This is a genomic window from Stutzerimonas sp. NM35 (assembly GCF_054604355.1).
Genome location: NZ_CM137728.1, coordinates 2,079,157 through 2,099,531, shown reverse-complemented (window position 1 = coordinate 2,099,531; position 20,375 = coordinate 2,079,157). Strand labels below are relative to the sequence as shown.

The following is a 20,375-nucleotide window of genomic DNA, read 5'->3' as shown; positions in this document are numbered from 1 at the left end:
TGCCCGGCCACGTGCCGGGCAGTTTTCATTCTGCCGGCTGTCGCCGGCGAAGTTCTTTCAGGTTTTTCATGCAACTCAGATTCGAAGAAGTAGACAAGCGGTTCGGGCAGCTTGAGGTCATCAAAGGCTTCAATGCCGAGTTCGCCCAGGGCGAACTGGTGGCGTTGGTCGGACCTTCCGGCTGCGGCAAATCGACCCTGCTGCACTTGGTGGCCGGACTGGAAAATCCCACCGCTGGCCGTGTGCTGGCCGATGGCGAGAAGATTCCCGGCCCGAGCCCCCGTCGCACGCTGGTGTTCCAGGAGCACGCGCTTTACCCGTGGCTGAGCCTGCAAGGCAACGTCGCCATGGCGCTGGAGCTGCAGGGCGTGGCCAAGGCCAGCGCTTTCGAGCAGGCAGCGGGCTGGCTGGCGCGGGTGAGTCTGGATGGTTTCGAGCATTACTACCCGCACCAGGTCTCCGGCGGCATGCGTCAGCGCACGGCCTTGGCGCGTGCCTTTATCGCCAAGCCCGAAGTGCTGCTGCTCGATGAGCCCTTCGGTGCACTGGATGCGCTGACCCGTATGGCACTGCAGGACGTGTTGCTGGAACTGATCAAGCAGCACCAGCCCACCGTGCTGCTGGTGACCCATGATGTCGATGAGGCGCTGTACCTGGCCGACCATGTGCTGGTATTCAGTGCGCGCCCGGCGCAGGTGCTGAAAACCTTCAACTTCACCCATTGCGAAAAGAGCCATGATCTGACCGCGTTCGCCGCCGAGCGAACCGAGATCCTGCGCTTGCTGGGCATCAAGACGGAGGTCGGCCAGCCATGAGTCAGCCACGTCGTCTAACCGGCCCGAAAAAATACCTCGCCGTGGTGCTGGCGGTTCTGTTCATCCTGCTGATCTGGCAGGCGGCGGCCTGGAGCCTGCCGTCATTCCTGATGCCGGGAATTCCCACGGTGCTTGAGCGGCTGTTCACCACGGTACAGGAGCCAGCATTTCGCGAAGGCCTGTACGGCAGCATGAGTCGTCTCGGAAGTGGCTACAGCTTTGCCTTGCTGTTCGGTATCGGCTTTGGCCTGGTCGGCGGGGTGCTGTTCTTCTTCCGTGAAATCCTGCGCTCGGCCATCGTCATCCTGCAGTCGATTCCCTCGATTGCCTGGGTACCGCTGTTCCTGATCGTCATGGGCTTTGGCAACCTGCCGATCATCGTGGTGGTGGCGCTGGCCGCATTCTTCCCCATGGCGTTGTCGGTGATGAATGCCACCGAAAGCGTGCAGCCGGTACATGTCGCCGCCGCGCGGGTGATGGGGGCGTCACGCTGGCAGTTGCTGCGCCGTGTCTACCTGCCGGCGGTAATGCCGGAGTTGATCACCGGTGCCCAGCTGGCGTTCGGCAACGCCTGGCGTGCGCTGATTTCCGCTGAAATGCTGATCGGTTTCGGCCAGGGCCTGGGACGTTCGCTGGCGTATTCAGGTGAGATCGCCGACATGAGCGGCGTGATGATGAATATTCTGGTGATCGCCATCCTCGCCACCCTGATCGATCAGGTGGTGCTGGAAAAATTCAAGCAGAGGATGCTGCGCTACCAATACGTCTGAGGTCGCTTGCCGTGCGCGTATTACCGTTTCTAGTCTTGTTGCCGGCCCTGCTGGGGCCGGTCCTGGCATCTGCACAGCCGCTGCAGGCGACGCTGCCGGAATACCGCATCTTGTCGAGCACCGAAACGGACAGCTTCGAGTCGGCACTGCTGGAGGTTTTAGGTGAGGCGCTGGGGCAGGCGGTAACCATTACGCATCAGCCTGACAGCGCCAACCTGCGGCTGGGGCCGGTAGACGCTGGCCAGCTCTACTACCAGTCGGTCCCCGCCGCCCTGACGGCCAACGAAGGCGGTGTCGCCGATTGGCAGCATCTTCGCAACCAGCCGGTCTGTCTCGTTGCGGCCAGCCCTTACGCGCAGTTGGTTACGCAGCGCTTCGGCGCACAGCCGCGTGAATACCCCAGCACCGCACATGCCCTGATCGGCCTCAAGCTTGGTGAATGCCGCTCGGTGGTTGACGACCAGCGCCTGCTTGCGGAAATAGCGAAGCTGCCCGAGTGGCGTCGTTACGACAGCCTGCTGGCGGCTCTGCCCGAAGGCGAGCAGCAGCTGCGTATCAGCACGCCGGATGCCGTGCTGCAGGCGCGCATCGACGGGTTGCTGGCGCAGTGGAAGGAAGAGGGGACGCTGGAAGAACTGATCCGCTTCTGGATCGATGAAGTAGCGTTTCAAGCCTATGTGCTGGCCGATACTCTGGATTGCCACTGAGCTGCCCGTCAGGGTTGTCTCAGGACCTGAGCCAAAGCCTTGGGCAACCCTTCGAGCTTGAACGGCGCTCGGATATGTCCACGCAGGGTGCCGTCGGGGGCGATCAGTGCGAGGTTGCCGCTATGGGCGACACTGTAGTCGCCTTCGGTCATGCTGGCTGGAACGAACGGCAGGCCCAGTGCCTTGGATAACCTTTGCAGTTGCGTCATCTCGCCGGTCAGACCGGTAAAGCCCGCGCGGTAGTAGCCCAGATAGGTTTTCAGCTGGCTGGGCGTGTCGCGTGCCGGGTCGGCGGTGACCATCACCAGTTGCACTTGTTCGCGCAGCTCGTTCGGTAGCTGGGCGAACACCCGACGCATGTCGCTGAGCGTGGTGGGGCAGATATCCGGGCAGGCGGTGAAACCGAAGAAGACAATGTGCCAACGGTTGCGTAGCGCCTGGGTTTCGAAGGGCTGGCCGTCCTGGTCGATCAGTTCGATGTTGGGCAGGGGGCGTTCACGCGGCAGCAGCAACAGATTGGCCTCGTCCAGCAGGGCGTTGCGATCCAGGGCGAATGCCGGGAGGGTGAAGGCGAGCGTGCCGATCAGCAGGCAGCGCAAAAGCAGGGAAGCAAGCATGGCGATCTTGTTCGTCAGAGGGCTTGGCTCGATTGTAGCCCGCCGCAGTGACGGGCCATCACTATTGCCAACGCAGCAGCTTTGCAATAATCGTTAAAAACGTAGGCGAGGCAGGCAAGACAAGGCAAAAACAGGCGAGAAACGTAGCGCAGCGAAGTAACAGCCGCAGGCTGGCCCGCAGGGTGAGCGCAGCGAATCACGCGGAGTTTAGTGGTCTAAATGAGCAGTACTCACTTCGTTCGCCCTTCGGGCCGCGCTGAAGCGCGTTAGCCACAAGCGGCTTGCTGAGCCTGTTTTTAACGCAGTATTGCCAACGCAGCCAGTTTTTAAGCTGTTAACGCTCTTTGAGCTCGAAAGCCGTCAGAGTAAAGGTCGGGATGCCCATATCCTGAAGTTTTTGCGAGCCGCCCAGTTCGGGCAGGTCGATGATCGCTGCGGCTTCGTATATCTGTGCGCCCATGCGCCGCACCAGTTGGGCCGCGGCGATGAAGGTGCCGCCCGTGGCGATCAGGTCATCGAGCAGCAGTACCGAGTCACCTTCGCAGAAGCTGTCGGCATGGACCTCGAGAAAGGCTTCGCCGTACTCGCTCTGGTAGGACTCGACCAGTACATCAGCGGGGAGCTTGCCTTTCTTGCGGAATAGAATCAGCGGCTTGTTCAACTCGTAGGCGATGATCGAGCCGATGATGAAGCCGCGCGCATCCAGGGCGCCGACGTGGCTGAAATCGGTTTCGACGTAGCGCTGGATCAGGCTGTCGGCGACCATGCGCAGGGCCTTGGGCGACTGCAGCAGTGGGGTGATATCCCGAAACACCACACCGGGCCCTGGGAAGTCGGGAACGGGACGAATCAGTTTCTTGATCGTGAATTCATCGAAAATCATGGTGGGCTCCTTCAGGCGTCCATGTTTCCGCCAGCCAGCGCGCACAAGCGGATGGAGTCGAGGATACGCACTTCCTTGCCTTCCGCCTCCAGCAGCCCGCTTGCCTGGCAACGGGTGAAAACCCTGGAAACGGTTTCGACTGCCAGCCCCAGATAGCTGCCGATTTCGTTGCGTGACATGGGCAGGCGGAAGTGGTTGGCAGAGAAGCCACGTGCGCTGAAGCGGGCCGACAGATTGATCAGAAAGGTGGCGATGCGCTCATCGGCGGTTTTCTTCGAGAGCAGCAGCATCATTTGCTGATCGTCGCGGATTTCGCGGCTCATGATACGCATCAGCTGACGGCGCAGCTGTGGCAACAGGACGCTGAGTTCATCGAGACGCTCGAAAGGAATTTCGCAAACCGAAGTGGTTTCCAGCGCCTGTGCCGAGACCGGGTAGGTTTCGGTGTCCATGCCGGAAAGCCCGACCATTTCGCTGGGCAGATGAAAGCCGGTGATCTGCTCTTCTCCGGTGTCGGTGACGCTGAAGGTGCGCAGAGCGCCGGAGCGGATCGCGAACACGGAGTTGAACGTATCCCCCTGGCGAAACAGCATTTCCCCCTTCTTCAAAGGACGTCCACGCTTGACGATCTCATCCAGAGCGTCCATGTCCTGCATGTTCAGCGAAAGCGGCAGGCACAGGCCGGACAGGCTGCAATCCTTGCAATGAGCTTGCCGCTGTGTGCGGGCCTTGATCGACTCGGACATAGGTAATCCTGAAAAACCTTACGAGATTTGCGCAAGGTTAACTCAGGCAGCCGGCTTAGGCCAATTGCACAACAGTCGCAGGGTTATCGATCGGCAATCAGACTCAGAAAGCCTGGGAAAGGCGTTTGGGATGGTGTTCGGGCAGCAGGTAATGATCGAACTGCATGCACAGCGCACGGACCAGCAGGCGACCCGCGGGCAGCACGGCGATGGTGTCTTTGCTCAACTGGATGAGACCGTCGCTGGCCATCTGTTCCAGGGTTGGCCAGGCTGACTTGAAGTAATCCCTGAAGTTGATGTTGAACGTGCGTTCGATCACTTCGAAGCGCAGCTCGAACTCGCAGATGAAGCTCTGAATCACTTGCCGCCGGATGCGGTCGTCTTCGTTGCAGCGCAGGCCTCGGTTGGTGGCGAGCTGCTGCTGATCCAGCGACTGCTGGTAGAGGCTTATGTCAGTGTTGTTCTGGCAGTACAGGTCGCCGATCTGGCTGATGGCCGAGACGCCCAGTCCGATCAGGTCGCAATGGCCATGCGTGGTGTAACCTTGGAAATTGCGGGTAAGGGTGCCGTCTTCCTGGGCCATCGCCAGCTCGTCATCTGGCAGGGCGAAATGATCCATGCCGATGTAGCGATAGCCGGAATGGGTGAGCCCTTCCACGCCGACTTGCAGCATCGCCAGCTTCTCTGCCTCGCCAGGTAGCTCTGCGGCATTGATTCGACGCTGCCCCTGAAAACGTTCGGGATCATGGCTATAGCTGAACAGCGATACGCGGTCCGGCTGCATCGCCATGACGTTCTTCACGGTTTGCGCGAAGCGTTCGGGTGTCTGCAGGGGCAGGCCGTAGAGCAGGTCGATGTTGATCGAACGGTATTGCAGGGTTCGGGCGGCTTCGATGATCGCCTGGGTCTGCTCCAGCGTCTGCATTCGATTGATTGCGCGCTGGACCTCGGGGTCCAGTGCCTGCACGCCGACGCTGATGCGGTTGAAGCCCAGTTCACGGAGCAGGCCCATGGTCGACCAGTCGGCCTCGCGCGGGTCGATTTCGATGCTGAAGTCACCGTGGTCGTCGTCCTGCAGATTGAAATGGGCACGCAGATGCGCCATCAGGCGCCGCAGTTCGTCATGGCTGAGGAAAGTTGGCGTGCCACCGCCAAAGTGCAGCTGTTCGACCACCTGATCAGGCCCAAGGTGGCGGGCGATCATTTCGATCTCCCTTTCCAGGCGTTGCAGATAGGGCAGTGCGCAGCCACGGTCCTTGGTGATGACTTTGTTGCGCACACAGTAGTGGCATGCGTTAGCGCAAAACGGCAGGTGCACATACAGCGAGAGCGGGCGTTTGGCATGGCGACTGCTACGCAGGGCATGCAGAAGGTCGAAGGAGCCGACCTTGTCATTGAACTGGAGGGCAGTCGGATACGAGGTATAGCGCGGCCCGGTCTGATCGTAGTTACGGATCAGGTCGGTATTCCAGCGAATGACGTCGAGCATCGTGCGTTCTCGGATTGACTGCAGTGGCCGGATTCTAGGGGGGGCACACAGGTACAGACTTGACCTGTATCAAGCCAGCCCGGACCCCGTCCGGAGCCTTGTGACGAGTGGCATGAAGGAGGGAGATTTATTGGCGCGTATGGGGTCGGATTGTCAAACTGCGGTCCACAGACCGCAACAGGCCGTTGAAAAACGTAGGCGAGGCAGGCAAGACAAGGCAAAAACAGGCGAGAAACGTAGCGCAGCGAAGTAACAGCCGCAGGCTGGCCCGCAGCGAATCACGCGAAGTTTAGTAGTCTAAATGAGCAGTACTCACTTCGTTCGCCCTTCGGGCCGCGCTGAAGCGCGTTAGCCGCAAGCGGCTTGCCGGGCCTGTTTTTAACGCAGTATTGCCAACGCAGATAGTTTTTCAACAGCCTGTTAACTGAATTGTTCGTTTATCGAAGGAGTAAGCCAATGCAAGGTCGTCAGCAGCAGATCGCTGCCGCACTCGATGTGTGTCCGCCTTTTGACGGGCCCGAGGCTGTTCAGGCTGAAATCAACCGGCGGGTGGCTTTCATCCAGGCATGCCTGCGCGAGTCCGGATTGAAAACTCTGGTGCTTGGCATCAGCGGCGGGGTCGATTCGACCACCGCAGGGCTGCTCGCGCAACGGGCGGTGGAAGGCATGCGTGCGGCGGGTGAAGGCGATGATTATCGATTCATCGCGGTGCGACTGCCTTATCAGGTGCAGCACGACGAGGACGAAGCGCAGCTAGCGGTGGATAGCATCGGGCCGGATGAATGCCATACGGTGAATATCGGCGCGGCGGTCCTGGGGCTTTCGCGCGCGACAGAGGCGCTGGAGCCCCTGGCGGATGCTGCGCGGGATTTTGTGCTGGGTAATACCAAGGCGAGGATGCGCATGGTGGCGCAGTACACCATCGCCAATGCGCGTCAGGGCCTGGTCATCGGTACCGACCATGCGGCCGAGGCGGTGATGGGCTTTTTCACCAAGTTCGGCGACGGCGCCTGCGACCTGACGCCCCTGGCAGGGTTGGTCAAAGGCCAGGTCCGGGAGCTTGCCGCAGCGCTGGGGGCTCCGTCACAACTGGTACACAAGGTGCCCACCGCCGATCTGGAAGAACTCAAGCCCGGCAGGCCGGACGAAGACGCCTACGGCGTGAGCTACGAGCAGATCGACGCCTTCCTGCAGGGCTTCGAGGTCTCGGACGAGGCCGCGCGAATCATTATCGAGACCTATGACAAGTCGCAGCACAAGCGGGAAATGCCGAAAGAGCCGGAGAGGCGATAAAGGCACTGGGGAGTGGATGATCTGACCTCTAGAAGCTGAGGTCTTCTCGTCGGATTACGCCTTCAAGCCGTCGGATTACGCCTTCGGCTAATCCGACCTACAAAATGGCTGGGTTTCGTAGATCGGGTCACGCTTCATCGACCCGACGAGCGGATCGGAAAACAGCGACAAGCTGCAAGCCTCAGTGCCCCATCAGCCACTGCTGATGCGGGCCGGGGAGGGTCCAGAGGCCGAAGAGAATGACCATGATGCCGCCGGCCATGCGCACACCACGCTTGCGCAGCAGTGCGGTCATGCGTTCGGCGGCCAGGCCGGTGGCCAGCAGGACCGGCCAGGTGCCGATACCGAAGGCCAGCATCAGCAGGGCGCTGTCGAGTGCATCGCCCTGGCTCGCGCTCCAGAGCAGGGTGCTGTAGACCAGGCCGCAGGGCAGCCAGCCCCAGAGCGCACCAAGAAACAGCGCCTGCGGCAGGTTACGCACCGGCATGAGGCGACTGGCGATGGGCTGCAGGTGTCGCCACAGGCCGCGTCCCATGGCTTCGATGCGCGTCAGGCCACTCCACCAGCCTGCCAGATACAGGCCCATGGCAATCAGCAGCAGCGCCGCCACGACCCGCAGCGCCATCGCCGCCGGGCTTTTGGCAACCGCCCAGCCGGCCAGACCGACAATCAGGCCGGCGGCGGCGTAGCTCAGTATCCGGCCAAGGTTGTAGGCAATCAGCAAACGCAGGCGCTTGCCGCGCTGTTCGGCAGGAATGGCCATGGTCAGAGCACCCATCAGGCCGCCGCACATGCCCAGGCAGTGTCCACCGCCGAGCAGGCCGAGAACAAAGGCGGACAGCAGCAAGGGCAACAGCTCAGTCACGCTTGGTTTTCTCGTCGTCGTTTTGTGCGGCCTGGTCGATGCCGGCCCGGTGCTTGGGATCTTCGTCGTCGAATAGAATGCTGTGTGCCGGGCTATCGAGGTCCTCGTACTGGCCGGCATCGACGGCCCAGAAGAATACCCAGATGGCCAGAGCCACCAGCACGACCGCGACGGGGATCAGGATATAGAGCGCGGCCATGGAGCCTCCGGAAAATGCTGTGACGCAGGGCAAGCGAGTGTCGCTCATCCTACTTCAGGCTGGTCGGGTTCGGCGCGTCAGGCGCCTTCGGTAGCCGGGTCAGTCTCAGTGCGTTGAGCACCACCAGGAGCGAGCTGGCGGACATACCCAGCGCAGCCCATAGCGGCGTCACCCAACCAATAGCGGCAAACGGCAGGATCAGGCCGTTGTAAAGGGTCGCCCAGCTCAGGTTTTCGACAATGATACGCCGGCTGCGGCGCGCCAGGCTGAAAGCCTGCACCAGGCTGTCGAGGCGGTTGGAGAGCAATACCGCATCGGCGCTGGTCTTGGCCAGGTCGGTGGCAGAACCCATCGCCACGCTGATGTCGGCGGCGGCGAGAACCGGTACATCGTTGACCCCGTCACCGAGCATCAGCACGCGATGGCCTTCGCTCTGCAAGCGCTGCAGATGGTCGAGTTTGTCGGCGGGGGTCAGCCCGCTGCGGGCCTCGTCGATGCCCAGCTGGCGTGCGATATCGGCGACCATCGGCGAGCTGTCGCCAGACAGCAGCAGCGTGCGCCAGCCACGACGATGGCAGGCTTGCACCAGGGCCGGGGCGTCGTCGCGCAGGCGGTCATCGAGTACCAGCCAGGCCAGCGGCCCCCGTGTGTCACCCAATAGCAACCATTGGCCCTGATTGCCGGGAATCTCGGGCGTAGCTCCGGCATAGCCGGCAGCGACGAAGCCGGGCTGGCCGATGCGCAGCAGTCGCCCGCCCACCGAGCCCTGCAGGCCAAGGCCGGGCACGCTGTCCACCGTGTCTGCCGCTTGCGGGGCGCGGCCAAAGGCTTTCGATATCGGGTGTTCGGAGCGGTTTTCCAATGCGGCCGCCAGGGCCAGGCAGGCGTCGGCATCCAGATCGGTCAGGGGACGAATCTCGCTCAGGGTCAGACGGCCTTCGGTGAGGGTGCCGGTTTTGTCGAAGATCACCGTATCGATGTGATTGAGGCCTTCCAGAACGTGCCCACGGGTGAGCAGCAGGCCGAGCTTGTGCAGCGTGCCGGTGGCGGCGGTGAGCGCAGTCGGTGTGGCCAGAGACAGGGCGCAGGGGCAAGTGGCGACCAGCAGTGCGAGCACTACCCAGAAGGCCCGTTGCGGATCGATCTGCCACCAGACGATGCCGACGACGGCGGCAGTCAGCAGTACTACCAGCAGGAACCATTGCGCGACGCGGTCGGCCAGTTCGGCGAGGCGAGGCTTGTCCGACTGGGCGCGTTCCAGCAGGCGGACAATGGCGGACAGCCGGGTATCGTCGCCGAGCGCCTGCACCTGGACCGTCAATGGACCTTCGACGTTCAGTGTGCCGGCGGTGACCAGATCGCCGATGCCGCGCGCCTGCGGCAGGTACTCGCCGGTCAGGACCGATTCGTCGATGCTCGATTGTCCGTTGAGAATACGGCCATCGGCCGGGACGAGGGCGCCAGGTTGCACCAGTATCCGATCACCCACGCACAGCTCGCTGAGCAGGATACGGGCGGTTTGCTCGTCTGCATCCAGTTTCAGGCAGGATGCCGGCAGCAGGTTGACCAGTTGCGCGGTCGCCGCCGCCGTGCGCTCGCGTGCGCGGCGCTCCAGATAGCGTCCGGTGAGCAGGAACAGGGCGAACATGCCCACGGCGTCAAAATACAGCTCGCCCTGGCCGGTCACGGTGGACCAGATGCCGGCCAGGTAGGCGCCGCCGATGGCCAGTGAAACCGAGACGTCCATGGTCAGGTGGCGCGTGCGCAGGTCGCGCAGGGCACCCTTGAAGAAATCGGTACAGCAATAGAACACGATGGGCGTGGTGAGCAGCAGCGCGGTCCAGCGCAGGGTAACGAAGAAGCTTTCCGAAAGGTCCAGGTTGAATTCGGGCCAGGTGGCCATGGTCGCCATCATCACCTGCATCCAGAGCAATCCCGTCACGCCGATCTGGCGCAGGCTGCGGCGATTCTCGCTGGCCAGCCGTTCCGCGACCTGGTCGGCCCGGTAGGGATGCGCGGCATAGCCGATACGTCGAAGCTCGGCGAGCAACTCGCTGAGTGGCAGACGGCTATCGCTCCAGCGCACCTGCAGTCGGTGATTGGACAGGTTCAGGTTCGCCTCGGCGATGCCGTCGAGGCCGAGCAGATGCCGCTCGATCAGCCAGCCGCAGGCGGCGCAGCTGATGCCTTCGATCATCAGCGCGGTGCTGGCGAGATCACCTTCATGTTGCACGAAGGGTTGCTGGACGTCTTTACGGTCGTACAGCGCCAGCTCATCGGACAATGCTTGGGGGAGAGCGCCTGGGTTGGTCGAGGTGTCGCTGCGGTGCAGGTAATAGCTTTCCAGGCCGGCGCTGACGATGGCCTCGGCGACTGCCTGGCAACCGGGGCAGCACATGGCCCGCGTCTCGTCGAGTACGCGGGCGTGCCAGGTGCTGCCGGCGGGAACCGGCAGACCACAGTGATAGCAGGGAAGAGGATTTGCCATCGAATCGGTCAGTGGTTCAGTTCGTAGGTCTGACCGCTGCTGATTTCCATTTCCTCGAACAGGCGCCAGTCCTGTTCTCCTTCACGACCGATCAGTTCAATGAAGCGTCGGCCAGTCACTGAGTCCTGCATCTGCCCCTGGTAAAAGCCTTCTCCCTGGGGTTGCAGGATGATGCGACGGTCACGCTCGGGTTGCGTCGGCGAAAGCAGGTTGAGTACCAGCTGCTGCGGACGGCTGTTGCCACTGAGCTGCAGTTCGGCCAGCCCGCGCTCATCGTTGAGCCTCAGTTGCGCCTGCACCTGAAGGCTCTCGGCGAGCTTCTCGCGCTCCAGCGACTGGTTGATGCCTTTGCCGGCATCGTAGTAGTTGTCCGATACCAGGGTGTCGGCATTGCGGATGGCGATGGTCAGCAGCGAGGTGCCGAGGATCACCGACATCGCCAGGATGCCGATGACGAACCAGGCCCAGAACTGGGTGTACCAACGGGTTTTTTCGTTATCGGATGCGCTCATGTACTACCTGTTCAACGAATGCTCGGGCCGATGAAGCGGCTCTCTGCATCGTCTTTGATTGAGGAATCGTTAGCCGACCTGACATGGAATACGATGTCATTGGTGCTGGAGGGCAGTTTTTCCGGGGAGATGGACAGCTCCACCGGAATGGTGATCAGCTCACCGGCTGCCGCGTGGATTTCGTTGCGACCTTCATAGCGCAGGCCGTCGATGCCGCTGGCCTCGATGATGAAGGTCTGCTCGCTCTGAGCCTTGTTCATCACCTTCAGGGTATAGACGTTTTCCACCATGCCCTGCTCGTTCTCGCGGTACAGCACGCGGTCCTTGAGGACGTCGAGCTTGACCAGTGAGCGGTCGACCACGGCATAGGTGAAGAGGCCCATCATCGCCACCAGCGCCAAGGCGTAGCCAAGCAGGCGCGGGCGGGCCAGGTGCGTCTTCTGTCCGGAAAGGTTGTGCTCGGTGGTGTAGCTGATCAGCCCGCGAGGGTAGTTCATCTTGTCCATGATGGTGTCGCAGGCATCGATACAGGCGGCGCAGCCGATGCATTCGATCTGCAAACCGTCGCGGATGTCGATACCGGTCGGGCAGACCTGTACGCACATGGTGCAGTCGATGCAGTCGCCCAGACCCATGGCCTTGTAGTCGGCATCCTTCTTGCGCGGACCACGTTTTTCGCCACGGCGCGGATCATAGGAGACGATCAGGGTGTCCTTGTCGAACATTACGCTTTGGAAGCGCGCATAGGGGCACATGTAGATGCACACCTGCTCGCGGAGGAAACCGGCGTTGCCATAGGTGGCGAGGGTGAAGAAACCGACCCAGAACAGAGCCCAGCCGCCGACTTGCAGGGTGAGCAGGTCGGGTACCAGTTCGCGGATCGGTGTGAAGTAACCGACAAAGGTGATACCGATGGCCAGGGATACGCCAAGCCAGATGCTGTGCTTGGCCAGCCTGCGGAGGAATTTGTTGGCGCTCATCGGCGCCTTGTCGAGTTTCATGCGCTGGTTGCGGTCACCTTCGGTGACCTTTTCCGCCCACATGAAGACCCAGGTGAAGACGCTCTGCGGGCAGGTATAGCCGCACCACACACGCCCTGCGAATACGGTGATGAAGAACAGGCCGAAGGCGCAGATGATCAGCAGCGCCGAGAGCAGGATGAAGTCCTGTGGCCAGAAGGTGGCGCCAAAGATGTAGAACTTGCGCTCGGGCAGATCCCACCAGACCGCCTGGCGACCATTCCAGTTCAGCCAGGCCGTGCCGAAGTAGAGAATGAAAAGCAGGCCGCCGCCCACAAGACGCAGGTTGCGGAAAAGGCCGGTAAACGAGCGGGTGTAGATCTTTTCGCGAGCAGCGTAAAGGTCCGTTGAGGCCTGGACCTTGGTTGGAGGGGTTACATCATGAACGGGGATTTGCTCAGTCATCGAGTGCGTACCACGGCGGAGGGTGAGTGACCCGGTCGATGCGTGCCGACCGGGTTCATTTGCTGACCTGCTGCGAATGTTACGCCCCGATAGTCGGAGTCAGGTGCGGCGGGAGGTCGCGCCCAGACTCACTGGATCAGTTCTCCGACTGTTGCGAGAGGCTGTACACATAAGCTGCCAGCAGGTGCACCTTGTCATTGCCAAGAATTTCTTCCTGGGCAGGCATGCGACCGTTACGGCCGTAGCGCAGGGTTTGCTGGATCTGACCGAAACTCGAACCGTACAGCCAGACATTGTCCGTCAGGTCCGGTGCGCCCATTGCCTGGAGGCCTTTGCCTTCAGGACCATGACAGGCTACACAGGTGCTGGCGAAGATCTTTTGACCCTGCTCAATGTCGACGTTGATACCCTCCGGCGTATCACGTCCGGACAGGCTGAGCACGTAACCGGCGACATTGCGGATGCCGTCTTCGCCAATCACATTCAGCCAGCCCGGCATGGTGGCCTGACGGCCTGCCAGAATGGTGGTCTTGATGGTTTCAGGCTCGCCGCCCCACAGCCAGTCATGGTCGGTGAGGTTGGGGAAGCCGTAGGCGCCCTTGGCGTCCGAACCGTGGCAGACCGAGCAGTTGGAGGCGAACAGGCGTCCGCCCATTTTCAGGGCCTGCGGGTCCTTGGCGACTTCTTCGACCGGCATGGCGGCGAACTTGGCATAGAGCGGGCCATATTGTTCGTTGGCACGATCCATCTCGCGTTGCCATTCCTTGACCTGGGTCCAGCCACCTTCGTAGCCGGGCAGGATGCCTTTCCAGTTGCCCAGGCCTGGATACAGGACCAGATAGCCGAGGGCGAATACCACCGTGGCGACGAACAGCATGAACCACCAGCGCGGCAGCGGATTGTCATATTCCTCGATACCGTCATAGGAATGGCCGACTGTTTCTTCGGTGCTTTCGTGGCGCTGTCCCTTGCGAGTCGCCAGCAGCAGCCAGACCAGGGCTGCAATGGTCCCCAGACTCAGCAGGGTGATGTACCAACTCCAAAACGAGGTCATTTATTTCTTACTCCTGGACGCTTCTTCATCACGCTTCTTGGCGTCGGGCTCGTCTGCGAAGGGCAGGTTGGCGGCTTCATCGAAGCTGTTCTTGCGTTTGCTGCTATAGGCCCAGAGCACGACGCCAATGAAGGCGACGACAACCAAAATAGTGCCCAGACCGCGAAGAGTCCCGATATCCATGGTGCGTTACCGTTTGTTGGTGAGTGCAGTGCCAAGGACCTGCAGGTAGGCCACCATGGCATCCATTTCGGTCTTGCCCCTTACCGTGTCTCTCGCACCGGCGATGTCTTCATCGGTGTAAGGCACGCCCAGGGTGCGCAAGGCTTTCATCTTCTTGGCAGTGTCGCGACCATCGAGAGTGTTCTCCACCAGCCATGGGTAGGAGGGCATCTTCGATTCCGGTACGACGTTGCGCGGGTTGTACAGGTGCGCGCGGTGCCAATCATCGGAGTAGCGGCCACCGACACGGGCCAGGTCCGGGCCGGTACGCTTGGAACCCCACAGGAACGGATGGTCGTAGACGCTTTCACCAGCGACGGAGTAGTGGCCGTAGCGCTCGGTTTCGGCGCGGAACGGACGGATCATCTGCGAGTGGCAGCCGACGCAGCCTTCGCGGATGTACAGATCGCGGCCTTCCAGTTGCAGCGCGGTGTAGGGCTTCATGCCTTCCACCGGCTCGTTGACTACATCCTGGAAGAACAGCGGGACGATCTGGGTCAGGCCGCCGATGCTCACCGCGAGGATCATGAACAGGGTCAGCAGACCGACGTTCTTTTCCAGTATTTCGTGATTCTTCATTGCTCGGTTCCTCAGGCGATCTGTGCGGCAGCGTTAAAGTCGGCGGCCTTGGCGTGACGCACGGTGCGCCAGGTGTTGTAAGCCATCAACAGCATGCCGATGAGGAAGAATGCACCGCCGATCATGCGAATCACGAAGCCTGGGTGGCTGGCTTCAAGTGCTTCGACGAAGGAGTAGGTGAGGGTGCCGTCTTCGTTGATCGCACGCCACATCAGGCCCTGGGCGATGCCGTTGACCCACATCGAGGCGATGTAGAGCACGGTGCCGATGGTGGCCAGCCAGAAGTGCGCGTTGATCAGGCCGATGCTGTGCATCTGCTCGCGAGCGAAGACTTTCGGAATCAGGTGATACATCGAGCCGATAGTGATCATCGCCACCCAGCCGAGGGCGCCGGCGTGAACGTGGCCGATGGTCCAGTCGGTGTAGTGGGACAGGGCGTTGACGGTCTTGATGGCCATCATCGGACCTTCGAAGGTCGACATGCCGTAGAACGCCAGGGAGACCACCAGGAAGCGCAGGATCGGGTCGGTGCGCAACTTATGCCAGGCGCCCGAGAGGGTCATCATGCCGTTGATCATGCCACCCCAGCTCGGCGCCAGCAGGATGATCGACATCACCATGCCCAGGCTCTGAGCCCAGTCCGGCAGTGCGGTGTAATGCAGGTGGTGCGGGCCGGCCCAGATGTAGAGGGTGATCAGCGCCCAGAAGTGCACGATCGACAGGCGGTAGGAATACACCGGACGCTCGGCCTGCTTGGGCACGAAGTAGTACATCATGCCAAGGAAGCCTGTGGTCAGGAAGAAGCCCACGGCGTTGTGGCCGTACCACCACTGCACCATGGCGTCGGTCGCGCCGGCGTAGATCGAGTAGGACTTGAACCAGCTGACCGGGATTTCCAGGTTGTTGACGATATGCAGCATCGCCGTCACCAGGATGAAGGCCCCGAAGAACCAGTTGCCGACATAGATGTGCTTGGACTTGCGCTTCATGATGGTGCCGAAGAACACCAGAGCATAGGAAATCCAGACCACAGCCAGCAGGATATCGATCGGCCATTCCAGCTCGGCGTATTCCTTGGAGCTGGTGAAGCCTTGCGGCAGCGTGATCACCGCCAGCACGATCACTGCCTGCCAACCCCAGAAGGTGAAGGAGGCCAGGCTGTCGGAGAACAGCCGCGCCTGACAGGTACGCTGCACCACGTAAAAGGATGTGGCCATCAGGGCGCAACCGCCGAAGGCGAAGATCACCGCGTTGGTGTGCAGCGGTCGCAGACGACCGAAGCTGGTCCAGGGCAGGTCGAAGTTGAGTCCCGGCCACACCAGTTGCGCGGCGATAAAGACTCCCAGACCCATTCCAATGATTCCCCACACCACCGTCATGATGGCGAACTGGCGAACCACCTTATAGTTATATGCAGTCTCACTTATTGCTGTGCTCATGCAAGGCTTCCACGCTAAATGGCATATCAAGGGGGGCAAAAACGGCGGCAAGTATGGAGAAAGGAGGGGGGTAATGCAAACGAGCTCCGACCCCATCAGTACCGTTCCGACCCTGATTTCAAGCGTCTTCCCTGCCTGTTACAGGTGCGCCTGGCACACCGCGTCGGCGTGCTGAATCGAGGGCTTCGCCTTGTAGTTCTGCGGGATATTGGCGAGTAGCAGGGAGTATGGAAGCGGTTTGACCGTACGGCAAAGAGGGATGTATCGAGCGGTGTGCGACAGAGCGTCGCATGGGGGCTTTGAGGCGGTGGACTTGATTGGAGACAGGGCGGTTTGGACCGCCCTGTACTAGGCCGCTGAAAATTCTGCATTACATTTTCAGGGCCTTGAAGGTGTTACTGCTTCGCCAGTTGCTCCGGCTTTTGCGACAGGCTGTAGACGTAAGCCGCCAGCAGATGCACCTTGTCGTTGCCGAGGTACTGTTCCTGTGCCGGCATCTGACCGTTGCGACCGTGGCGGATGGTCTGCTGCAGTTGCGGCAGGTTTGAACCGTAGATCCAGGCGGCAGGGTTGGTCAGTTGTGGTGCGCCAAGGGCGGCCATGCCTTCACCGGTGGCACCGTGGCAGACGGAGCAGGTTTGTCCGTACACCTCGGAACCTTTGGCCAGATCGGCCTCGTGCCCTTCGGGCAGCGGCAGGCCAGCCAGTTGGTTGCGCACGTAAGCGGCAACGTTCTTCACGCCCTCATCGCCAATCACCTGGCCCCAGGCCGGCATCGCCGCAATGCGTCCGTGAAGGATGCTCTCCTTGATCGTTTCCGGTGCGCCACCCCAGCGCCATTCGTTATCGGCCAGGTTGGGGAAACCGTTGGAACCCTTGGCGTCGGAGCCGTGGCAGATGGCGCAGTAGTTGGCGTACAGGCGTGCGCCGATTTTCAATGCGCGCTCGTCCTGAGCAACCTGCTCAACACTCATGGCCGAGTATTTGGCGAAGATCGGACCGAACTTGGCGTCGGCCTGATCCACTTCGCGCTGCCATTCCTTTTCTTGGGTCCAGCCGCCCTCATAACCCGGCAGGACGCCTTTCCAGTTACCCAGGCCGGGGTACAGGATCAGGTAGAAGATGCCGAACAGCAGCGTGCCGATAAACAGCATGAACCACCACTTGGGCAGCGGGTTGTCGTACTCCTCGATGCCGTCGAACGAATGCCCCATGGTCTTGTCGGTCGTGCCGGCTGATTCGCCCTTGCGGGTGGCGAAGATCAGCCAGAACAGAGCGACGATGGTGCCCAGCGTCAGCAGGGCGATGTATCCACTCCAGAAAGTGCTCATGTGCTACTCCTGGACAGCCCGAGCCACTCTGGCTGTCCGCGATTGAAGTCCCTGACGGTCGCCGCCACGGCAGACCGTCATCTCTCTAAGGCGTATCGGATCAACGCTTGTTGGTCAGGGCCGTGCCAAGAACCTGCAGGTAAGCCACCATGGCATCCATTTCAGTCTTGCCCTTGACGGCATCCCGGGCACCGACGATGTCTTCCTCGGTGTAAGGCACGCCCAGGGTGCGCAAGGCTTTCATCTTCTTGGCGGTATCCTGTCCATCGAGGGTGTTCTCCACCAGCCACGGGTAGGACGGCATCTTCGATTCCGGTACCACGTTGCGCGGGTTGTACAGGTGCGCGCGGTGCCAGTCATCGGAGTAGCGGCCACCGACACGGGCCAGATCCGGACCGGTACGCTTGGAGCCCCACAGGAACGGATGGTCGTAAACACTTTCACCGGCGACGGAGTAGTGGCCATAACGCTCGGTTTCGGCGCGGAACGGACGGATCATCTGTGAATGGCAACCGACGCAGCCTTCCTTGATATAGATGTCACGACCTTCCAGCTGCAGTGCGGTGTAGGGCTTCATGCCTTCCACCGGCTCGTTGACCGAGTCCTGGAAGAACAGCGGGACGATCTGGGTCAGGCCGCCGATGCTCACTGCGAGGATCATGAACAGGGTCAGCAGACCGACGTTCTTTTCTAGTTTTTCATGACTCTTCATTGCTCGGCTCCTCAGGCGATCTGCGCGGCGGCGTCGTATTCGGCCGGCTTGGCTGCACGCACGGTGCGCCAGGTGTTGTAGGCCATCAGCAGCATGCCGGCGAAGAAGATCGCACCGCCGATCATGCGGATCACGAAGCCTGGGTGGCTGGCTTCAAGTGCTTCGACGAAGGAGTAGGTGAGGGTGCCGTCTTCGTTGATCGCACGCCACATCAGGCCCTGGGCGATGCCGTTGACCCACATCGAGGCGATGTAGAGCACGGTGCCGATGGTGGCCAGCCAGAAGTGACCGTTGATCAGGCCGATGCTGTACATCTGCTCGCGCCCGAACACCTTCGGAATCAGGTGATACAGGGCGCCGATGGATACCATGGCAACCCAGCCGAGAGCGCCGGCGTGAACGTGGCCGATGGTCCAGTCGGTGTAGTGGGACAGGGCGTTGACGGTCTTGATGGCCATCATCGGACCTTCGAAGGTCGACATGCCGTAGAACGCCAGGGAGACCACCAGGAAGCGCAGGATCGGGTCGCTGCGCAGCTTATGCCAGGCGCCCGAGAGGGTCATCATGCCGTTGATCATGCCGCCCCAGCTCGGTGCGAGCAGAATCAGCGACATCACCATGCCCAGGCTCTGAGCCCAGTCCGGCAGGGCGGTGTAATGCAGGTGGTGCGGACCAGCCCAGATGTACACGGTGATCAGCGCCCAGAAGTGGACGATCGACAGGCGATAGGAATACACCGGACGCTCGGCCTGCTTGGGCACGAAGTAGTACATGATGCCGAGGAAGCCGGCAGTCAGGAAGAAGCCCACGGCGTTGTGACCGTACCACCACTGCACCATGGCGTCGGTTGCACCGGCATAGACCGAATAGGACTTCATCGCGGTGACCGGGATTTCCAGGTTGTTGACGACATGCAGAATCGCCACGGTCAGGATGAAGGCCCCGAAGAACCAGTTACCGACATAGATGTGCTTGACCTTGCGTGTGGCCAGCGTGCCGAAGAAGACGACCGCATAGGCTACCCAGACAATAGTGATCAGGATGTCGATCGGCCATTCCAGCTCGGCGTATTCCTTGGAACTGGTAAAGCCCAGCGGCAGGGAGATTGCGGCCAGCAGGATGACCAGTTGCCAGCCCCAGAAGGTGAACGCGGCCAGCTTGGGCGCGAACAGGGTGGTCTGGCAGGTGCGCTGGACGGAGTAGTAGGAAGTCGCGAACAATGCGCAGCCACCGAAGGCGAAAATCACCGCGTTGGTGTGCAAGGGTCGCAAACGCCCGAAACTGGTCCAGGGCAGGTCGAAGTTGAGTCCGGGCCACGCCAGCTGTGCTGCGATGAAAACGCCGAGCCCCATCCCGACGATTCCCCACACCACCGTCATGATGGCGAATTGGCGGACCACCTTGTATTGGTAGGCGGTACTGGTTGCTGTGTTCATGTATGGGCTTCCATCCACGGTAATGAGCGTTTTTTTGTTGCGTGTAAGCAGTTGTTTCTTTCAGTAGAAAGCGGGGGCAAGCATGGGGAAAGGGCAAGTGGCCGGTATTGACGCGGGTCAATACACGCAGGGGGGAGAAATTCCGCTTGTCTGGACTGACCGCCCGCATGGCGCGGCTTCGGCCAGCCTGATACTCGCTCATGGCGCCGGTGCGCCGATGGACAGTCCGTTCATGCAGGCGATGACCGAGCGCCTTGTGGCGCGTGGGATCGAGGTGGTTCGCTTCGAGTTCGCCTATATGGCCGAGCGGCGACTCGATGGTCGCAGGCGGCCACCGAATCCGCAGCCTCGGCTGCTGGAGCGGTGGCGCGAGGTGTATAGGCTGGTGCGACAGCAGACCGCAGGCCGGCTGGCTCTCGGAGGCAAGTCGATGGGCGGAAGAATGGCCAGCCTGCTGGCCGATGAATTGAAGGCTGATGCGCTGATCTGTCTGGGTTATCCCTTCCATGCGGCAGGCAAGCCGGAGAAGCCGCGCGTGGTGCATCTGGCCGAACTGCGCACGCCCACCCTTATCGTACAGGGTGAGCGCGACGCGCTCGGTGACCGCCATACCGTTGCCGGCTACGCATTGTCGCCAGCGGTCGAGGTGCACTGGCTGGCCGCCGCCGACCATGACCTGAAACCTCTGAAGCGCTCAGGGCTGACCCATGAGCAGCACCTGGATAGCGCTGCGGACAGGATTGCCGAGTTTCTGCAATGATCGCAGGCCGTTGAAAAATGTAGGTAGTTTTCAA

Annotated in this window: 21 protein-coding genes; 5 read left to right on the top strand and 16 right to left on the bottom strand. The window is 61.2% G+C overall.

All coding sequences use genetic code 11. The features are described from left to right. Positions 1-68 precede the first annotated feature (68 nt). Genes ACYCFC_RS09820 through ACYCFC_RS09810 form a run of 3 tightly spaced genes read left to right on the top strand, consistent with a single transcriptional unit; the run spans position 69 to position 2,292 of the window. The gene (locus tag ACYCFC_RS09820; protein ID WP_459653846.1) at positions 69-815 is read left to right on the top strand and encodes an ABC transporter ATP-binding protein; all 747 of its coding nucleotides are present in this window, start codon (positions 69-71) and stop codon (positions 813-815) included. Beyond that, positions 812-1,585 (top strand): ABC transporter permease, encoded by a 774-nt coding sequence (locus ACYCFC_RS09815; RefSeq protein WP_181086288.1) that lies wholly within the window; start codon positions 812-814, stop codon positions 1,583-1,585. The genes ACYCFC_RS09820 and ACYCFC_RS09815 overlap by 4 nt, the downstream gene beginning before the upstream one ends. Positions 1,586-1,596: 11 nt before the next feature. Next, positions 1,597-2,292 (top strand): type 2 periplasmic-binding domain-containing protein, encoded by a 696-nt coding sequence (locus tag ACYCFC_RS09810; RefSeq protein ID WP_459653845.1) that lies wholly within the window; start codon positions 1,597-1,599, stop codon positions 2,290-2,292. Between the two features lie 8 nt (positions 2,293-2,300). On the opposite strand, the gene ACYCFC_RS09805 is transcribed toward ACYCFC_RS09810, so the two are convergent. From ACYCFC_RS09805 to hemN, 4 genes are all read right to left on the bottom strand, one after another. Next, positions 2,301-2,909, bottom strand: a complete 609-nt coding sequence (locus ACYCFC_RS09805) for an SCO family protein (RefSeq protein ID WP_459653844.1) — start codon at positions 2,907-2,909, stop codon at positions 2,301-2,303. 334 nt (positions 2,910-3,243) lie between these two features. Continuing rightward, positions 3,244-3,792 (bottom strand): adenine phosphoribosyltransferase, encoded by a 549-nt coding sequence (locus ACYCFC_RS09800; protein WP_459653843.1) that lies wholly within the window; start codon positions 3,790-3,792, stop codon positions 3,244-3,246. Positions 3,793-3,803: 11 nt separating this feature from the next. Then, positions 3,804-4,538: a fumarate/nitrate reduction transcriptional regulator Fnr gene (gene fnr, locus ACYCFC_RS09795; protein WP_181086292.1), complete on the bottom strand. Its 735-nt coding sequence runs from the start codon at positions 4,536-4,538 to the stop codon at positions 3,804-3,806. Positions 4,539-4,641: 103 nt separating this feature from the next. Beyond that, positions 4,642-6,027: an oxygen-independent coproporphyrinogen III oxidase gene (gene hemN, locus ACYCFC_RS09790; RefSeq protein ID WP_459653842.1), complete on the bottom strand. Its 1,386-nt coding sequence runs from the start codon at positions 6,025-6,027 to the stop codon at positions 4,642-4,644. 456 nt (positions 6,028-6,483) lie between these two features. Here hemN and nadE point away from each other — a divergent pair, with 456 nt between their 5' ends. Then, the gene (nadE, locus tag ACYCFC_RS09785; RefSeq protein WP_181086294.1) at positions 6,484-7,320 is read left to right on the top strand and encodes an ammonia-dependent NAD(+) synthetase; all 837 of its coding nucleotides are present in this window, start codon (positions 6,484-6,486) and stop codon (positions 7,318-7,320) included. Positions 7,321-7,501: 181 nt separating this feature from the next. On the opposite strand, the gene ACYCFC_RS09780 is transcribed toward nadE, so the two are convergent. From ACYCFC_RS09780 to ccoN (ACYCFC_RS09725), 12 genes are all read right to left on the bottom strand, one after another. Next, positions 7,502-8,185 (bottom strand): sulfite exporter TauE/SafE family protein, encoded by a 684-nt coding sequence (locus tag ACYCFC_RS09780; protein ID WP_459653841.1) that lies wholly within the window; start codon positions 8,183-8,185, stop codon positions 7,502-7,504. Continuing rightward, on the bottom strand, positions 8,178-8,384 hold the full coding sequence (gene ccoS / locus ACYCFC_RS09775; protein WP_181086296.1) for a cbb3-type cytochrome oxidase assembly protein CcoS: 207 nt from the start codon (positions 8,382-8,384) through the stop codon (positions 8,178-8,180). Before ccoS ends, ACYCFC_RS09780 begins: the two co-directional genes overlap by 8 nt. 49 nt (positions 8,385-8,433) lie before the next feature. Next, positions 8,434-10,872, bottom strand: a complete 2,439-nt coding sequence (locus ACYCFC_RS09770) for a heavy metal translocating P-type ATPase (RefSeq protein ID WP_459653840.1) — start codon at positions 10,870-10,872, stop codon at positions 8,434-8,436. An 8-nt stretch (positions 10,873-10,880) separates the two neighbouring features. Continuing rightward, a complete protein-coding gene (locus ACYCFC_RS09765) occupies positions 10,881-11,384 on the bottom strand; it encodes a FixH family protein (protein WP_459653839.1) in 504 nt (167 codons plus the stop codon). A gap of 11 nt (positions 11,385-11,395) precedes the next feature. Continuing rightward, positions 11,396-12,808: a cytochrome c oxidase accessory protein CcoG gene (gene ccoG / locus ACYCFC_RS09760; protein ID WP_459653838.1), complete on the bottom strand. Its 1,413-nt coding sequence runs from the start codon at positions 12,806-12,808 to the stop codon at positions 11,396-11,398. Between the two features lie 136 nt (positions 12,809-12,944). Continuing rightward, on the bottom strand, positions 12,945-13,862 hold the full coding sequence (gene ccoP / locus ACYCFC_RS09755) for a cytochrome-c oxidase, cbb3-type subunit III (RefSeq protein ID WP_459653837.1): 918 nt from the start codon (positions 13,860-13,862) through the stop codon (positions 12,945-12,947). Continuing rightward, on the bottom strand, positions 13,863-14,045 hold the full coding sequence (locus ACYCFC_RS09750) for a cbb3-type cytochrome oxidase subunit 3 (protein WP_103454524.1): 183 nt from the start codon (positions 14,043-14,045) through the stop codon (positions 13,863-13,865). A gap of 6 nt (positions 14,046-14,051) precedes the next feature. Beyond that, positions 14,052-14,663, bottom strand: a complete 612-nt coding sequence (gene ccoO / locus ACYCFC_RS09745) for a cytochrome-c oxidase, cbb3-type subunit II (RefSeq protein ID WP_181086301.1) — start codon at positions 14,661-14,663, stop codon at positions 14,052-14,054. Between the two features lie 11 nt (positions 14,664-14,674). After that, entirely contained in the window at positions 14,675-16,102 is a 1,428-nt protein-coding gene (ccoN, locus tag ACYCFC_RS09740; protein WP_459653836.1) for a cytochrome-c oxidase, cbb3-type subunit I, read from the bottom strand. A 395-nt stretch (positions 16,103-16,497) separates the two neighbouring features. Then, on the bottom strand, positions 16,498-17,433 hold the full coding sequence (ccoP, locus tag ACYCFC_RS09735) for a cytochrome-c oxidase, cbb3-type subunit III (RefSeq protein ID WP_181086303.1): 936 nt from the start codon (positions 17,431-17,433) through the stop codon (positions 16,498-16,500). 100 nt (positions 17,434-17,533) lie between these two features. After that, positions 17,534-18,145 (bottom strand): cytochrome-c oxidase, cbb3-type subunit II, encoded by a 612-nt coding sequence (ccoO, locus tag ACYCFC_RS09730; RefSeq protein ID WP_459653835.1) that lies wholly within the window; start codon positions 18,143-18,145, stop codon positions 17,534-17,536. An 11-nt stretch (positions 18,146-18,156) separates the two neighbouring features. Then, on the bottom strand, positions 18,157-19,581 hold the full coding sequence (gene ccoN, locus ACYCFC_RS09725) for a cytochrome-c oxidase, cbb3-type subunit I (protein WP_459653834.1): 1,425 nt from the start codon (positions 19,579-19,581) through the stop codon (positions 18,157-18,159). Positions 19,582-19,663: 82 nt separating this feature from the next. On the opposite strand from ccoN (ACYCFC_RS09725), the gene ACYCFC_RS09720 reads away from it, so the two are divergent. Continuing rightward, positions 19,664-20,341 (top strand): alpha/beta family hydrolase, encoded by a 678-nt coding sequence (locus ACYCFC_RS09720; RefSeq protein ID WP_181086306.1) that lies wholly within the window; start codon positions 19,664-19,666, stop codon positions 20,339-20,341. Positions 20,342-20,375 lie beyond the last annotated feature (34 nt).

What these genes read in the sequence shown, in the direction of transcription:
- fnr (WP_181086292.1), bottom strand. Translation starts at nt 4,538, where the DNA reads ATGTCCGAGTCGATCAAGGCCCGCACACAGCGGCAAGCTCATTGCAAG.
- ccoS (WP_181086296.1), bottom strand. Translation starts at nt 8,384, where the DNA reads ATGGCCGCGCTCTATATCCTGATCCCCGTCGCGGTCGTGCTGGTGGCT.
- ACYCFC_RS09815 (WP_181086288.1), top strand. Translation starts at nt 812, where the DNA reads ATGAGTCAGCCACGTCGTCTAACCGGCCCGAAAAAATACCTCGCCGTG.
- ACYCFC_RS09805 (WP_459653844.1), bottom strand. Translation starts at nt 2,909, where the DNA reads ATGCTTGCTTCCCTGCTTTTGCGCTGCCTGCTGATCGGCACGCTCGCC.
- ACYCFC_RS09765 (WP_459653839.1), bottom strand. Translation starts at nt 11,384, where the DNA reads ATGAGCGCATCCGATAACGAAAAAACCCGTTGGTACACCCAGTTCTGG.
- ccoO (WP_459653835.1), bottom strand. Translation starts at nt 18,145, where the DNA reads ATGAAGAGTCATGAAAAACTAGAAAAGAACGTCGGTCTGCTGACCCTG.
- ccoG (WP_459653838.1), bottom strand. Translation starts at nt 12,808, where the DNA reads ATGACTGAGCAAATCCCCGTTCATGATGTAACCCCTCCAACCAAGGTC.
- hemN (WP_459653842.1), bottom strand. Translation starts at nt 6,027, where the DNA reads ATGCTCGACGTCATTCGCTGGAATACCGACCTGATCCGTAACTACGAT.
- nadE (WP_181086294.1), top strand. Translation starts at nt 6,484, where the DNA reads ATGCAAGGTCGTCAGCAGCAGATCGCTGCCGCACTCGATGTGTGTCCG.
- ccoN (WP_459653834.1), bottom strand. Translation starts at nt 19,581, where the DNA reads ATGAACACAGCAACCAGTACCGCCTACCAATACAAGGTGGTCCGCCAA.
- ACYCFC_RS09720 (WP_181086306.1), top strand. Translation starts at nt 19,664, where the DNA reads ATGGGGAAAGGGCAAGTGGCCGGTATTGACGCGGGTCAATACACGCAG.
- ACYCFC_RS09800 (WP_459653843.1), bottom strand. Translation starts at nt 3,792, where the DNA reads ATGATTTTCGATGAATTCACGATCAAGAAACTGATTCGTCCCGTTCCC.
- ACYCFC_RS09750 (WP_103454524.1), bottom strand. Translation starts at nt 14,045, where the DNA reads ATGGATATCGGGACTCTTCGCGGTCTGGGCACTATTTTGGTTGTCGTC.
- ccoO (WP_181086301.1), bottom strand. Translation starts at nt 14,663, where the DNA reads ATGAAGAATCACGAAATACTGGAAAAGAACGTCGGTCTGCTGACCCTG.
- ccoN (WP_459653836.1), bottom strand. Translation starts at nt 16,102, where the DNA reads ATGAGCACAGCAATAAGTGAGACTGCATATAACTATAAGGTGGTTCGC.
- ccoP (WP_181086303.1), bottom strand. Translation starts at nt 17,433, where the DNA reads ATGAGCACTTTCTGGAGTGGATACATCGCCCTGCTGACGCTGGGCACC.
- ccoP (WP_459653837.1), bottom strand. Translation starts at nt 13,862, where the DNA reads ATGACCTCGTTTTGGAGTTGGTACATCACCCTGCTGAGTCTGGGGACC.
- ACYCFC_RS09820 (WP_459653846.1), top strand. Translation starts at nt 69, where the DNA reads ATGCAACTCAGATTCGAAGAAGTAGACAAGCGGTTCGGGCAGCTTGAG.
- ACYCFC_RS09770 (WP_459653840.1), bottom strand. Translation starts at nt 10,872, where the DNA reads ATGGCAAATCCTCTTCCCTGCTATCACTGTGGTCTGCCGGTTCCCGCC.